This window comes from Nocardioides epinepheli (assembly GCF_037936805.1).
GTDB lineage: Bacteria > Actinomycetota > Actinomycetes > Propionibacteriales > Nocardioidaceae > Nocardioides.
Genome location: NZ_JBBMMC010000011.1, coordinates 56,763 through 70,963 on the forward strand (window position 1 = coordinate 56,763; position 14,201 = coordinate 70,963).

General features: G+C 72.4%; 11 protein-coding genes and 1 riboswitch. Of the genes, 3 read left to right on the forward strand and 8 right to left on the reverse strand.

The genetic code is table 11. The features are described 5' to 3' along the window. Positions 1-338: 338 nt before the first annotated feature. Positions 339-1,820, reverse strand: coding sequence for a D-alanyl-D-alanine carboxypeptidase/D-alanyl-D-alanine endopeptidase (dacB, locus tag WMR31_RS15480; protein WP_340539761.1), 1,482 nt, complete (start codon positions 1,818-1,820; stop codon positions 339-341). Positions 1,821-1,922: 102 nt separating this feature from the next. Here dacB and WMR31_RS15485 point away from each other — a divergent pair, with 102 nt between their 5' ends. Further along, entirely contained in the window at positions 1,923-2,426 is a 504-nt protein-coding gene (locus WMR31_RS15485) for an inorganic diphosphatase (RefSeq protein ID WP_445321637.1), read from the forward strand. Between the two features lie 32 nt (positions 2,427-2,458). Here the strand turns inward: WMR31_RS15485 and WMR31_RS15490 are convergent, their stop codons facing one another. The 6 genes from WMR31_RS15490 to WMR31_RS15515 form a co-directional block, all read right to left on the reverse strand. Continuing rightward, positions 2,459-4,498, reverse strand: coding sequence for an acyl-CoA dehydrogenase family protein (locus tag WMR31_RS15490; RefSeq protein WP_340539762.1), 2,040 nt, complete (start codon positions 4,496-4,498; stop codon positions 2,459-2,461). 438 nt (positions 4,499-4,936) lie between these two features. Next, complete coding sequence (locus tag WMR31_RS15495; protein ID WP_340539763.1) at positions 4,937-6,385, reverse strand: C40 family peptidase; 1,449 nt, start codon at positions 6,383-6,385, stop codon at positions 4,937-4,939. Between the two features lie 155 nt (positions 6,386-6,540). After that, the gene (locus WMR31_RS15500; protein ID WP_340539764.1) at positions 6,541-7,656 is read right to left on the reverse strand and encodes a phosphatase PAP2 family protein; all 1,116 of its coding nucleotides are present in this window, start codon (positions 7,654-7,656) and stop codon (positions 6,541-6,543) included. Between the two features lie 9 nt (positions 7,657-7,665). Continuing rightward, a complete protein-coding gene (locus tag WMR31_RS15505) occupies positions 7,666-8,682 on the reverse strand; it encodes an ABC transporter ATP-binding protein (RefSeq protein ID WP_340539765.1) in 1,017 nt (338 codons plus the stop codon). Positions 8,683-8,691: 9 nt separating this feature from the next. Beyond that, complete coding sequence (locus WMR31_RS15510) at positions 8,692-10,347, reverse strand: ABC transporter permease (RefSeq protein WP_340539766.1); 1,656 nt, start codon at positions 10,345-10,347, stop codon at positions 8,692-8,694. Between the two features lie 27 nt (positions 10,348-10,374). Further along, positions 10,375-11,454 carry a thiamine ABC transporter substrate-binding protein gene (locus WMR31_RS15515; RefSeq protein ID WP_340539767.1) on the reverse strand — a complete coding sequence of 360 codons (1,080 nt, stop codon included), beginning with the start codon at positions 11,452-11,454 and terminating at the stop codon, positions 10,375-10,377. After that, a riboswitch (TPP riboswitch) is annotated at positions 11,444-11,550 on the reverse strand. (Overlaps the previous gene by 11 nt.) 49 nt (positions 11,551-11,599) lie before the next feature. Between WMR31_RS15515 and WMR31_RS15520 the strand changes: the two genes are divergently transcribed. Together WMR31_RS15520 and WMR31_RS15525 are read left to right on the forward strand one after the other, a co-directional pair. Further along, positions 11,600-12,547, forward strand: a complete 948-nt coding sequence (locus WMR31_RS15520; RefSeq protein ID WP_340539768.1) for an alpha/beta hydrolase — start codon at positions 11,600-11,602, stop codon at positions 12,545-12,547. Then, entirely contained in the window at positions 12,544-12,978 is a 435-nt protein-coding gene (locus WMR31_RS15525) for a GNAT family N-acetyltransferase (protein WP_340539769.1), read from the forward strand. Before WMR31_RS15520 ends, WMR31_RS15525 begins: the two co-directional genes overlap by 4 nt. A gap of 81 nt (positions 12,979-13,059) precedes the next feature. On the opposite strand, the gene WMR31_RS15530 is transcribed toward WMR31_RS15525, so the two are convergent. Continuing rightward, positions 13,060-14,166 carry an MBL fold metallo-hydrolase gene (locus WMR31_RS15530; protein WP_340539770.1) on the reverse strand — a complete coding sequence of 369 codons (1,107 nt, stop codon included), beginning with the start codon at positions 14,164-14,166 and terminating at the stop codon, positions 13,060-13,062. Positions 14,167-14,201: the final 35 nt, after the last annotated feature.

Here is a 14,201-nt window from a genome sequence, read left to right on the forward strand (position 1 = left end):
AACCTACCGGGAGGCCGATGTGTGCCACGACGGCCGACGATCGGGCCGCGCACGCATCGATCACGCGACGAGCACACGCCGAGACGCACCGAGGCCCGCTGGCGCGCGGTTCCCCGACGACGCTCGAGCGGGCCCCTCCCGGATGGTGCTGGCCGATCCGCGTTCCCCCCAGATACGCGGATCCACCGGTGCTACGACACTACGAATCGCCGTCCACCGAAGGTTCACAGAAGACCCACAATGGATCCACCGTTCGGTAACAATGAGCGACCCGCTATGGACGAATCACCGGAACTGCCGTGTCGGAAGAATTTTCAACCATCGTTGCCGGAGCGGTCTCAGCCGCCGCAGGCACACGCACCGAGGGCGCCGGCCGCGCTGTCCATCGCAACGCGCGCATCGAGGCTCTTCTCGAGCTTCACGCGGTCGGCCATCATCACGAAGACCATCACCGTGCCGTCGACACCGGTGGTGATCCCGGCCAGCGAGGTCACGTTGCTCAGCGTGCCGGTCTTGGCCCGCACCCTGCCCAAGGCGGCCGACGGGCCCTCGGTGAGCCGAGTCGTGAGCGAGCCGGTGAAGCCGGCCACCGGCAGTCCGGTCAGCACCGGACGGACCTCCGGGTGCTCCTCGCTGGCAGCCAACCGCAGGACGTCGACCAGGACGGCGGGGTCGAGCCGGTTGGCACGGGAGAGGCCGCTCCCGTCGTGCAGGGTGGAGCCGCGCAGATCGATCCCGGCCTCGCGCATCAGGGTCCGCACGCCGACCCGCCCGGCGTCGAGGCTGCCCTCGTCGGCGGTGGCGAGGCCGATCTGGCGCAGCAGGACCTCGGCGCCGTCGTTGTCGCTGACGTCGAGGACCCGCTCGACGATCTGCCCCAGCGGAGCGCTGTGGACCGAGGCGATGGACGGCAGGTCCCCGGCGATGCCGCGCTGCGGCTGCCCGACGACGGTGATCCCCTCGGCACGCAGGGCCTCGACGAACGAGACGCCCGCCTCCAAGGTGGGATCGGAAACCCGGCCCAGCCCGGCGCGGACCCGTCCCTGGTCGACCCACAGAGCGGTCGTCGGCGCGGCCTCTCCGGTGGAGACGTAGCCGGGCTCCCAGGTGGGGCTCACCGACGGCCCGGAGAACAGCGAGTCGTCGAGCACCAGGCGCACCTTGCGGCGGCCGTCGGCGCGCAGCGCCTTCGCGGTGCGTTGGGCGAGGTCGGCGAGGGTGGCCCGGGCCGGGTAGGGCCAGGCGGCGCCGTCGAACTCGGTGGGCCCACGCTCGAGGTACGGGTCGCCGCCGCCGACCAGGAAGATCCGGTTGCCCTGCGCGCGGACGTCGGTGGTGAAGACGTGGTCGGGCCCCATCGCGAGGAGCGCGGCCGCGCTGGTGACCACCTTGGTGGTCGAGGCCGGGATGGCCAGGCCGTTGCCGGAGGAGAAGGCGTCGGCGTCACCGGCGAGGGACCCGACGCGAATCAGCAGATGACGGCCGAGGTCGCGGTCGCCGAGGTAGGGCTGCAGCGCGGCGCGGACCGCGGCCGGATCGACCCCCGCACGCAGGGCCGACTGACCCGCGACCGGTCGCGGCGCGACGACGTCGGGCGCCTCGATGCCGGTGGGCGGCTCGACGGTGACCGGATCGGTCGGGTCGGCGCCGGGTGAGGACGGATCGGCCGTCGGCTCTCCACGCCAGCGGTCGATGAGGTCGTAGTGCCACACGAGTGCGCCGCCGGCACCCAGGAGCAGGACGAGCAGGAGCACCAGCGTGCCGCGCAGTGCTCCGCGGTCGCTGCGAGCAGGACCGTGTGATCGGTCACTCCCGGCCATCTCACTCCACCTCCCGCTGCGCGAACCGGGCCATTGTGCGCGACACTGTGCCTGCGGCCGTCATCGGCCGCCCGCAGACATGCGAAGACCACGGACCGGAGGATGCACGTGCTGGAGTTCGACGTACTGGTGGAGATCCCCAAGGGCGAGCGCAACAAGTACGAGGTCGACCACGTGTCCGGCCGGATGCGCCTCGACCGGCTGCTGTTCACCTCGACGCAGTACCCGACGGACTACGGCTACATCGAGAACACCCTGGGCCTGGACGGCGACCCGCTGGACGCGATGGTCCTTCTGCAGTCCCCCACGTTCCCAGGGTGCCTGATCAAGTGCCGCGCGATCGGCATGTTCCGGATGACCGACGAGGCCGGGGGTGACGACAAGGTGCTCTGCGTCCCGGCCACCGACCCGCGCCAGGAGCACATCCGCGACATCAGCCACGTGCCGAAGTTCGATCGGCTCGAGATCCAGCACTTCTTCGAGGTCTACAAGGACCTCGAGCCCGGCAAGTCGGTCGAGGGCGCCGACTGGGTCGGCCGCAGCGAGGCCGAGGCCGAGGTGCTCGCCTCCTTCCAGCGGTTCCAGGACAACCCGCAGCCCCACTGATCCGAGGCGAGTCGGCGCCTGCCGGCGCCGGCTCAGGGACTGGCCGGGGCCAGCAGCGCCGGTGCCCGGAGGAGCTCAGGCGGGATGGCGAAGGCGTCGACCAGGTCGCCGGCGAGCGGCCGGAGCTGGCGGTTCAGCGAGTCGACCTCGCGCGTGATCGCCTTGCTGCGCTGCGAGGAGAGGCGGCCGTGCTCGAGGAACCAGGCGCGGTCGGCCTCGATGCCCGACAGCGCGTGGAGATCGCAGAGCAGGCCGAGGGCGACCTTGACGTCGCCGTCGGGCGTGGCGCGGACGCGCTCGACGAAGACCTCGAGCACCTGACGCTCCAGATGCGCCCGTGCCGCCGCGATCAGGTGCGGCTGGACGCGGGAGAAGACCTCGCCGGCTGCGAGCCCGCCGTCGATCCCCCGCTTGAGCCGCCGTGCCGCGGCGGCAAGGGTGTGCTCCTCGCGGTAGCGATACATGGCGCGCTGGTAGTCGGAGTCGAGCAGGCCGGCCTCCTGGTCCCAGTCGTCCCCACCGGGCAGGACGTCCTTGATCCGCTCGAGCCAGGTGTGCACCCCGGCGCGCTCGATGGTCGTCTCGACGCCCAGCGAGGCGACGTAGCGGACCAGCTCGATGCGATCCATGTCGCCGAACGCCTGCGCGTAGTCGGTCAGCAGCCCCTTGGCCACCAGCTGCAGCAGCACGTGGTTGTCGCCCTCGAAGGTGGTGAAGACGTCGGGGTCGGCCTTGAGTGCGGCGAAGCGGTTGACCGCCAGGTAGCCGGCCCCGCCGCACGCCTCGCGGCTCTCCTGGATCGTGCGGGTCGCGTGCCAGGTGGCCAGCGCATTGGTGCCCGCCGCACGCGACTCCAGTCGCCGGCGCGCGGCCTGGCGTTCGGCGTCGACGTCGCCCCCGCCGTCCCCGGCCGGCTCGGTGAAGCTGTCGTGCAATTGCGCGACGAGCTCCTCCTGGGCGAAGTGGAGCGCATAGGTGCGCGCCAGTAGCGGCAGGAGCCGTCGCTGGTGGAGGCCGTAGTCGAGCAGCAGCTCCTCCCCCGCGTCGCTGCCGTCGGCCCCGAACTGTCGTCGTTGCAGGGCGTAGCGGACGGCGATCGCGAGTGCGACCTTGCTGGCGCTCAGGCTCGCGCCGCTCACGCTCACCCGGCCCTGGATCAGGGTGCCGAGCATGGTGAAGAAGCGCTTGTTCGGATTCTCGATCGGGCTGCGGTACTCGCCCTCGGCGCTCACTTGGGCGAACCGGTCGAGCAGCACCTCGCGCGGCACGCGCACGTCGGTGAACCAGAGCCGGCCGTTGTCGACGCCGTTGAGGCCCATCTTGTGTCCGTCGTCCTCGATCCGGACGCCGGGGGCCGGCTCGCCGTCCACTCGGATCGGCACGAGCAGGGCGTGCACGCCGTGCGCCTGACTGGCGACGACCAGCTGCGCGAACACCACCGCGAGCTCGCCGTGCGCGGCGGCGTTCCCGATGTAGTCCTTGCCGGCTTCCTCGCGCGGGGTGGTGATCACGAACTCGTCGGTGTCGGGGTCGTAGGTGGCCACGGTCTCCAGGGCCGCGACATTCGACCCGTGGCCGGTCTCGGTCATGGCGAAGCAGCCCAGCAGCTCCCCGGAGGCGATCCGGGCCAGGTAGCGGTCGTGGTGGCGCTGCGTGCCGAGCTGGAGCACGGCCCCGCCGAAGAGCCCGAACTGCACGCCGACCTTCACCAGGACCGACAGGTCGCCGAGCGCCAAGGTCTCGAAGGCGGCCACCGAGGCGCCGACGTCGCCCGCGCCGCCGTAGGCCACCGGGAAGCCGAGGCTCGTCTGCCCGGTCTCGGCGAGGGTGCGCACCAGCTGGAGGACCCGCTCCCGGAACTCCGGCGTCGGCAGCTCCTCGCGGTAGACCAGGATCGAGGCGTGCTCGGCGATCCGTTCGCGGACGGCGCGGCGCAGATCGCCGTGAGGGCCGTCGAGCAGCGTCGTGAGCGCCTCGACGTCGACGCGGTCCGGAGGACCGGCCGGGGTGGGCGGGCCGGTCTGGCCGGTCTGGTCGGTCTGGGCGGTGAGAGGAGGAGCGTCGGTCGCCATGACATCACGCTACGTCGGGCAGCGGGCAGACCTTGGAGGTCGAGCAAGCCGGGAGGGCTGAGGAACGAAGCCGCGACCGGCGAGACGCAACCCTCGCAAGCCTCCGGAGGTTGAGCAAGCCGGGAGGGCGAGGAACGAGCCCGCCTGACAGTCGGCCGCCGACGAAACCTCCCAACCGACCTCGCCACGTTGGCAGGCACGGTCGCCGGGGTTTCGTCGGCGCTCGCTGGCGCTCGCTTGCTCAACCTCCGGCGCGGTGGCTCGGAGGTTGAGCAAGCCGGGAGGGCGAGGAACGAGCCCGCCTGACAGTCGGCCGCCGACGAAACCTCCCAACCGACCTCGCCAACGTTGGCAGGGACGGTCGCCGGGGTTCGATCAATCAACGAGCGCTCGCTGGCTCAACCTCCGGCCGGGCCGGACGGTCGTCGCGCCCCGGCCTCAGGGTCGGGCGCGGAAGTTGGGCGTGATCCAGTAGTACATCGACTCCTCGACGACCGGGCGGCCGGTGCGGGGGGCGTGGATCATCATGCCGTCGCCGACGTAGAGCGCCACGTGATAGATCGAGGAGGGGCTGTTCGAGGAGCCCCAGAACAGCAGGTCTCCGGGACGCAGCTCGGACGTCGAGACGGGCGTCGACTGCTCGTACTGGGCCACCGAGTAGTGCGGCAGCGAGATCCCGCCGGCCTCCCAGGCGCGCATGGTCAAGCCGGAGCAGTCCCAGGAGTCGGGGCCGTCCGCGGCCCACACATAGGGCTCGCCGAGCTGGGCGCGGGCGAAGGCGATCGCGGCCTGGGCGCCGCCGCTGGGAGCCGGCGGCGGGGTGCTGGTGCCACCGGTGTCGCTGGTGTCGCTGGTGTCGCTGGTGTCGCTCGTGTCGCTCGTGTCGCTGGTGTCAGCGGCATCGTCGGAGGCGCCTGGTCCTGTGGCCGGCTCCGGCTGCGGATCGTTGCTCGGCTGGTCGTTGCCGGGCTGGTCGTTGCCGGGCTGGTCGGCGGGCTCGGGGCTCGGGGCGCTCTGCGCGTCCTGGGCCTCCTGCGCCTCCTGGGCCTGCTGCTCGGCGGCGGCCGCCTGGGCCGCCGCCAGCTGCTCGCGGCGGCGACGCTCGGCGGCGCGCCGCTCGAGTCCGGCCTGACGCTGCTCGGCCAGGGCGACGCTGATCCCCTGGAGCCGGGCGAGCTCGTCGAGGAGCTCCCCCTTGCGGGCGGAGACGGCGGTGGCGCGGGCGGCCGCGGCGTCCTGGGCGGCCTGCGCGTCGGCGCGGGCGGCGTCGGCGTCCTCGAGGGCCCGGTCCGCCTCACGTTCGGCGGCGTCGGCCTGGTCGGCAGCCTCGGCGGCGGCGGCCTGCGCGTCGACGAGCGCGTCCTCCTGGGCGCTGAGCGCCTGGGCGCCGAGCCGGTGGGTGTTGAGACGGTCGACCAGGCTCTCCACGCCGTCGGCCTCGGAGACCGCCGACAGGGCGGCCAGGTCGGAGCCGGTGGTGTAGCGCGAGACCACCGCGCGACCGAACAGGGTGCGCAGTCGCTCGACCTCGGCGTCGGCCGCGACCTGCGCCTCGCGGGCGGCGTCGGCCTTCTGCCGGGCCTGCGTGGCCGCGTAGCGGGCGCCGTTGTAGGCCTCGGCGGCCTGGGCGGCCTCGACCGAGGCCTGCTCCAGGTCGGCGTTGGCCGCCGCGAGGTCGGCCTGCACGGCGGCGACGTCGCGCTCGCCGGCGCTCACCGCGTCCTGGGCCTCCTGCACCTGCTCGCGGGTCGGGATCGGCGTCTCGTCCTCGGCGCTCGCGGTGCTCGCCGAGAGGCCGACGAGGCCACTGCACACGATGACGCCGGCGACACCGGAGGTGGCGAGGGGACGCAGGCGCAGCGACAACAGGCTCAACTTGAGTCTCACGAGTCACAACCTCAACAGAAGTTTCCGAAAGTCACAAGTCGTTCGGCGTGTCGACTTGACAGACTACATCGTTGTAATTCGAAAGGACGTCGAGCGCAGCGGTGATCACCCCTCCCGATCGAGCCGATCCCGGGAGGGGACGTGACGTCCCAGAACTACGCGCTGCCCTGGCGGGCGGCGCCGCGACCGGTCGCGCCGGGCTCGACGACGTCGACCGGCCCAGCGTCCTTCGTCCGGGGCCGCGGACGCCCGTGCCGGTCGAAGCGGATGCCCGCGGCGAGGCCGCCGAGGTAGAAGGAGACCAGGGCGAGGGTGATGCCGGCGATGTCGTCGGAGATGTAGTGCCAGCCGAAGTAGAGGGTGGCGATCACGGTGAGGCCGAAGTTGACCCAGAAGATTCGCTTGAGGATCACGCTGCGCACGGTGAACTGCACCATCAGCGCCCACAGCAGCGTGATGCCGCAGTGCAGGCTGGCGAAGCCGGCGACGGAGTTGACGATCCCCTCGACGCCCTGGCCGTCGTAGCCGCCGTAGAGCACCAGGTCACGCGACCGGTCCAGCGAGCGGATCAGGTCGGTGGTGCCGGTGTGCGCCAGGTCGGTGTAGCCGGGCACGTAGTGGAACGCCGGACCGAGCGTCGGCAGGGCGTAGTAGGTGGCGGTGCCGATCGACCATGCCAGGCACTGGGAGATGACGAACCAGTAGCCGTAGCGCAGGTTGCGCGACCACACGATCCAGGCCATCACCGCCAACGGCACCATCGGCACGAACAGCAGGTAGATCGTGGAGAGCACGTGCGCCGAGATGTGGGTGCCGAGGAGGTCGTGCAGCAGCGGGCCGGGACGGTGCCCGAAGACCAGGGCCTTGTCGACGGCGTTGAGCTCGCGGTCGAACATGTCGTCGGGATTGTCGAAGGACCGGACGAAGGGCAGCGCCGACTTCAGGTTCCGGTAGCTGACGTAGGTGACGTAGAAGGCCGAGACGCCGAGGGCGACGAGGAGACCGCGTTGCTTGGTCCAGTGGGTGCGCAGCCGTTCGCGCACGACCGGCAGCATCGCCGAACGTCGTAGCCGGGAGTCCCACAGCATCCGCGGCACGATGTCGAGGATCACCGTGATGCTCAGCAGCAGCGGCAGCCGGATCCAGGACGGGCCCAGGAAGGAGCCCTCGGGGTCGAGCAGCGGCCGGTCGTAGCGCGCGGAGACCAGCCAGGCCAGGATCCCCATGACCGCCGCGACCCCGATCAGGGTCAGATAGGCGCGGCGGTACACCCGGCCATCCTAGTGTTCGACTGGTACGCCGATGGTCGCGAGGCGGGCGGGCTCCACGGCCAGCGCCACCGGCTCCCCGGGCGCGGCCGCCGTACCGGGGGTGGCCACGGCGTCCACCTCGCCGATGCCCTCGACGTCGACGACGAGCCGTACCTGGTCAGGTGTGGCCCGCGACGTCCGCACCACACCGGTCAGCCGGCCGGCCTCCGCCCGCGTGTCGCCGGGCCGGGCCACGGTGAGCGCCGAACGCCGTAGGGCGACAGCCGGCGCTGGGGGCAGCCCGGCGGCGCGGAGCACGGCACCGGCGGCGGCACCGTCGAGCACGCGGGCGTAGCCGAGGAAGAGAGCCGTCTCCTGGTCGGCGGGGGCAGCCCACACCTCGCCGATGGCGCCCTGCTGCACGATGCGGCCCTCGCGCATCACCACGAGGCGGTCGGCCAGGGCGAAGGCCTCCTCCTGGTCGTGGGTGACGACCAGCGTGGTGGTGCCGGACTCGCGCAGGATGCGGTCGAGGTCGCCGGCCAGTCGTTCCCGCAGGCCCGCATCGAGCGCCGAGAGCGGCTCGTCGAGCAGCAGCAGCCGCGGATCGGCGGCCAGCGACCTGGCCAGCGCCACCCGCTGCCGCTCGCCGCCGGACAAGGTGGCCGGGAGGCGGTCGGCGTAGCCGTCGAGACCGACGAGCGAGAGCAGCTCGGCCACCCGCGCGGTGAGGTCGGGCGCCTTGCGCAGCTTCAGCGCGTAGCCGACGTTGCGGGCCACGGTGAGGTGCCCGAAGAGCTGACCGTCCTGGAACATCATCGCGAACCCGCGGCGATGGGTCGGCACTCCGGCCAGGTCGACGCCGTCCCAGGAGATCGTCCCCGACGACGCGGGCTCGAGTCCGGCGACCGCGCGCAGCAGGCTCGACTTGCCGCAGCCCGACGGCCCGAGCACCGCGACGACGCTGCCGTCGGGCACGGTCAGGCTCGCGTCGCGCACGGCCGGTACGCCGTCGTAGGTGACACCGAGATGGTCGAGGGTGAGCACGTGAGTCTCCTACCAGGCTCCGAGTGCGGGCACCCGCAGTCGTTCGACCGCGAGCAGGACGACGGCGGTGGTCGCCGCCAGCACGACGCTGGCGGCCAGGGCCATGCCGTACTCGGCGGCCCCGGGACGCCCGATGAGCTTGAAGATGACGACGGGGAGGGTCGGGTGGTCCTCGCGCGCGAGGAAGGAAGTCGCCCCGAACTCCCCCAGCGACACCGCGAACGCGAAGCCGGCGGCAGCGAGCAGCGGGCGCCAGACCACTGGGACGTCGACGGTCGTGAAGGCGCGCAGCGCGCCCGCCCCCAGCGAGGCGGCCGCCTGGCGCTGCCGGTCGTCGATGCCGGCCAGCACCGGGATCAGCGTCCGGACGACGAGTGGGAGCGCCACGAGTGCCTGCGCGATCGGCACCAGCAGCGGCGAGTCGCGCAGGTCGAGCGGGCCGCGGTCGAGGGTGATGAGGAAGCCGAACCCGAGCGTGACCGCCGAGACGCCGAGCGGCAGCATGAAGAAGCCGTCGAGCACGCCGCGGACCCGTCGTTCGGCGCGTGAGTGCGAGCGGCGGGTCACCACGATCGCGACCAGCAGGCCCAGACCCAGCGACATCCAGGTGGCGTCGACCGCGGTGCGCAGCGAGTTGCCCAGCGCCTCGGTGACCGGGACGACCAGGCTGCCGTCGCCCCGCGTGCCCAACGCGCGGTACGACGCCAGCGACCAGCCCTCGCCACCGGGCGCGCGCAGCGAGCCGAGCACCAGCGCGAGGATCGGCACGGCCACGGCGACGAGCAGGGCGCCGGTGAGCAGCACGGCCGCGACGTCGCCGCGCCCCGGCCGACGCGCCCGCGCCGTCGTCCGCGCCACGACCGCGTCCGGGACGGCGCGGGCCCGGCCCGCGACGACGAGCAGGCCGACCACGACGACGAGCTGGACGATCGAGAGCGCCGCGGCGCCGGACAGGTCGAGGAAGTCGGTGGTGAGCAGGTAGATCTCGGTCTCGACCGAGGCGTACCGGCTCCCGCCCAGGGTGAGCACCACACCGAAGGCGGTGGCGCAGAACAAGAAGACGACGCTGGCCGAGGATACGATCGCCGGGCGCAACGCCGGCAGGGTGACGGTGCGCAGCACGGTGAGCGGCGGGGCACCGAGGGCGGCGGCGGCCTCGGCCGGACGAGGGTCGAGACCCTCCCAGGCGGCTCCGACCGTGCGGATCACCACGGCAACGTTGAAGAACACCAACCCGAGCACGATGCCGGTCGGAGTGCCGTCCAGGCCGAGGAAGCCGAGCGGCCCGCCGTCCCTGAGCAGCTGGCGGAAGGCGACGCCGACCACCACGGTCGGGAGCACGAACGGCACCAGCAGCAGGCCGCGCACCAGTCCTCGCAGCGGGAACCGCAACCGGTAGAGGACGTAGGCCGCGGGCAGGCCCAGCAGCACGCTGAGCACCGTGCCCGCGACCGCCGTCCAGAGCGTGAACCACAGCACCCGGTGGGTGCGCGGCCTGGCGAGGACCTCGGCCACCGCTCGGGGATCGAAGCGGCCGTCGGGCCACAGCCCGCGCTCGATCATCCCGGCCACGGGCAGCACGAAGAAGACCGAGAGCACCGCCACCGGCACCGCGGCCAGGGCGATCAGCCCGAGGGTCCGCCGACCCGAGCGTGCGGCGCTCACGACGTCCGGCTCCTCCTCATCGTGGCGTCACCGGGTGGTGATGTCGTTCCACTCCCGCAGCCAGTTCTCCCGCTCGGCATCGATCTCGGCAGGGTCGAGAGAGAGCGGCGCGTCCGGGCGCTCGACGTGCGCGGTCCACTCGGCCGGCAGATCGATGCGGTCGACGGTGGGGAAGACGTACATGTTCTCCGGGAGCGCCTCCTGCACGGCAGGGCTGAGGAGCCACTCGACGACCTTCGTGGCGCCCTCGGGGTTCTCGGCGCCGGCCAGGACGCCGGCGTACTCGACCTGGAGGAAGCAGGTGTCGAGCAGGGCGCTGGTGGTGCTGGTGTCGCTGCCCTCGGCGACGGTGAAGGCCGGGCTGGAGTCGTAGGAGACGACGATCGGCCGGTCGCCGTCGCCGCCGCCCTGGGTGAAGTCGACCTGGTAGGCGTCGGTCCAGCTCGACGCGATCGAGGTGTCGTTGTCCATCAGCCGCTTCCAGTAGTCGGGCCAGTCGTCGCCGTACTCGGCGATGGTGGCCAGCAGGAAGGCGAGGCCCGGGCTGCTGGTGGCCGCGGACGGGGTGACGAAGAGCCCGCGATAGGTCGGGTCGGCGAGGTCGTCGAGTGACGTGGGCGGCGCCACGTCGTGTTCGGTGAACCACGTGTCGTCGATGTTGACGCACACGTTGCCGTTGTCGATCGGCGCCAGGGAGTGCTCCTCGTCGCCGGGCAGCGCGTACTGGGAGACGCCCTCGGGCCAGGCCACCGCGCCCGGCTCGAACACACCCTCGCTCAGCGCGCGGCTGCCGAAGGTGTTGTCGACGCCGAACGCGACGTCGCCGATCGGGTCGTCCTTGGTGAGGACCAGCTTGTTGGTGAGCTCGCCGGCGTCGCCGCTGGTGCGGATGTCGAGCGTGAGGCCGGTGTCGGCCTCGAAGTCGGCGATCAGATCGTCGGGCAGGCTGAACGAGCCGTGGGTGACCAGCACGACCTTCGGCCCCTTGCTCGCGTCGTCGGTGCCGCCGTTCTTGTCGTCGTCACCTCCGACCAGACTGCAGCCGGTGGTGGTCAGGACGATCGCCGCCGCGAGGGCCCCGGCCCGTCGTCCGTATGCATACCTCATCTGGACTCCCTTCGCCGGTCCTAACCGGTGCAGGTTCGGAGGGTCTGCGGATCGTCCGCACTCTCAGCACGCGCTCGTGCTCCCCTGTCTGTGCGGCCAGAGTACCGGCCGCTCTCCCCCGGCCTCGACGTGGGAGGCTGCGCGCGTGCCCAGCCTCCGCCACCAGCTCCTCGCCGCCGTCGTCCCGAGGCTTCGCGGTGCCGACGCGGGGCCGTTCGACGCCGACGCCGAGCGGGCCCGGCTCGAGCGCGAGCACGCGGAGCTGGAGGCGGCCGGCCGACCGTTGCCGACCAGCTGGGTGCCCGGCTTCGAGCGTCGCTACGAGGTCACCACGACCGAGCAGCCGTTCCCGATCCACACGATCCGCCGGCGCCGCACCGACGGCGCAGGCACCGGCCGGCACGCGGCCCGCACGACGATCTACTACCTGCACGGCGGTTCCTACGTCGCCGGGATCGATCCGGCGCACGTGCGCTACGCGACGCGGCTGGCCGACCGGCTCGACGCCGACGTGGTCATGCCCGACTATCCGCTGGCTCCCGAGCACACCTGGCGCGACAGCCACCGAGCGCTGGTCGACGACCTCGCTCGCCGCACCGCCGGGCGCGACCGGGTCGTCGTGGTCGGCGACTCGGCCGGCGGCGGGCTGGCGCTCGCGGTGACGATGTCGTTGCGTGATCTGCGCGGCCACCTGCCGGCCCGGCTGGTGCTGCACGCGCCGTGGGTCGACCTGACCGCCAGCACGCCGGAGACCTACGAGCTCGACGCGATCGATCCGTGGCTGCGCATCGACCGGCTCGACGTGCTCGCCCGCTGGTGGGCCGGAGATCCCGACGACCTGGCGCGGCCCGAGGTCTCCCCCGCGCTCGGCGACCTGAGCGGCCTCCCGCCGACGTTGATGCTGTGCGGCACCCGCGACCTGCTCATGCCCGGCTGCCGGCTCCTCGCCGACCGTGGCGCCGCCGTCGACTGGCCGCTGACCTACCTCGAGGCGCCCGGCCTCGTGCACGTCTTCGGGCTGCTCCCCGGGATTCCCGAGGCGGCGCGAGCCTGGCGCCACACGATCGACTTCCTGGAGGCGGCCCCGCGATGAGCCCGCACTGCACCGCCGTGTCCTTCGACGATCTCAGCGCCGCCCGGCTCTACGACGTCGCCCGCCTGCGCCAGGCGGTCTTCGTGGTCGAGCAGGAGTGCCCCTACCCCGACCTGGACGGTCGCGATACCGAGCCGGGCACCCGCCATGTGCTGCTGCTCGACGACGAGGAGCTGATCGGCTACGCGCGGGTGCTCGACGACGGCGCCGAGTGGCGCATCGGCCGCGTCGTCCTCGCCCGGCCGGCTCGCGGCCGCGGTCTCGCCGACGTCCTCATGCACACCGCGCTGAGCGTCTGCCGCGACCGGCCCGTCGTCCTGGACGCGCAGTCGCCGCTCGCTGACTGGTACGCCGGCTTCGGCTTCACCGCCAGCGGCCCCGAGTTCCTCGAGGACGGCATCGCGCACCTGCCGATGCGCCGCGAACCGTGACGGGGTGCGGGCGCTCGGCTTGTTACTGACCGTTGTGAGTACTGACCTGCTCTTGTAAGCGCAGGTCAGAGGTCACAACGGTCAGTAACAAGCCGCGCCGGCCCTGCGGTACTCGACGACGCCGTCCACCTCGCTGGTGGCCAGATCCCCCCGTGCCACGAGCAGCGCGAGGTGGGCCTGGGTCTCCATCACGGCCATGCCGGCGTTGAAGGGGTCGAGGGTGTCGAAGGGGTGGTGGTGCCGAGTCCAGCCGAGCCGGGAGGCGACGTCGCGAGCGGTGGCCACGCCGTCCTCGGGCACGGCGGCGAGGCTGTCGGCGAGCCGGATGTCGTGGTGCTCCAGGAGCTGGGCGACCCGGGCGTGGCTGGAGGGAGCCACCGGGCCGTGGGCGGGAAGCAGCGCCAGGTCGGGCAGCGCCTGGACCTTCGTGAGCGAGGCCAGGAAGTCGCCGAGCGGCTGCTCGGGCAGTGGCAGGGTGAAGCCGATCGAGGGGGTGATCGTGGGCAGCACGTGGTCGCCGGAGAACAGCAACCCCGCGGCGCGGTCGGCGAACACGTAGTGGCCCGGCGTGTGCCCGGGCGTGTGGACGGCGTCGAGGTTGCGGGCACCGATCGCGATCTGCTGGTCGTCGGTGAGCCAGGACGTCGGCGGAAGCCAGCTGTGCGGGTCGGACCCGGGCCCGCCACCGGGACCGCCACCGGTCCAGTGCGAGGCGATCTCCGCGGCGCCGGCCTTGACCAGGGCCTCCTGGAACGGATTCGGGTCCGGCGGCGCGTCGCGCATCTGCCGGACGAAGTCGACCGCCGGCCCCTCCTCGCGGCCCAGCGCGACGTCGACGCCGAGCTCCTCGCCGAGCGCGCGGGCCATCGTGTAGTGGTCGCGGTGGGAGTGGGTGACCAGGAACCGGCGGATGTCACCGAACCCGGCGCCCATCGAGCGCAGGCTGCGGTCCAGGACGTCGCGGGCGACGTCGATCTGCCAGCCGCCGTCGATGAGGGTCAGGCCGCTGCCGGCGTCGTCGGTGGTCTCGATCACGTAGACGTTGACCGCGCGCAGGCCGTCCATCGGAAGCGGGAGCGGGATCCGGTGGATCCCCGGGGCCACCTCCCACGCACCCTCGGCCGTCCAATGCTCCCCGGAGTCGGGTGAGACGGCGTAGGCGGTCGGCGTTCCGGCATCATCAGACACGCCAGCGAACCTACGCGGTCGCCGCGAGACGATGG

Excerpts from the sequence above, each read along its gene's own strand:
- dacB (WP_340539761.1), bottom strand. The coding sequence starts at position 1,820 with ATGGCCGGGAGTGACCGATCACACGGTCCTGCTCGCAGCGACCGCGGA.
- WMR31_RS15485 (WP_445321637.1), top strand. The coding sequence starts at position 1,923 with ATGCACGTGCTGGAGTTCGACGTACTGGTGGAGATCCCCAAGGGCGAG.
- WMR31_RS15490 (WP_340539762.1), bottom strand. The coding sequence starts at position 4,498 with ATGGCGACCGACGCTCCTCCTCTCACCGCCCAGACCGACCAGACCGGC.
- WMR31_RS15515 (WP_340539767.1), bottom strand. The coding sequence starts at position 11,454 with ATGAGGTATGCATACGGACGACGGGCCGGGGCCCTCGCGGCGGCGATC.
- WMR31_RS15525 (WP_340539769.1), top strand. The coding sequence starts at position 12,544 with ATGAGCCCGCACTGCACCGCCGTGTCCTTCGACGATCTCAGCGCCGCC.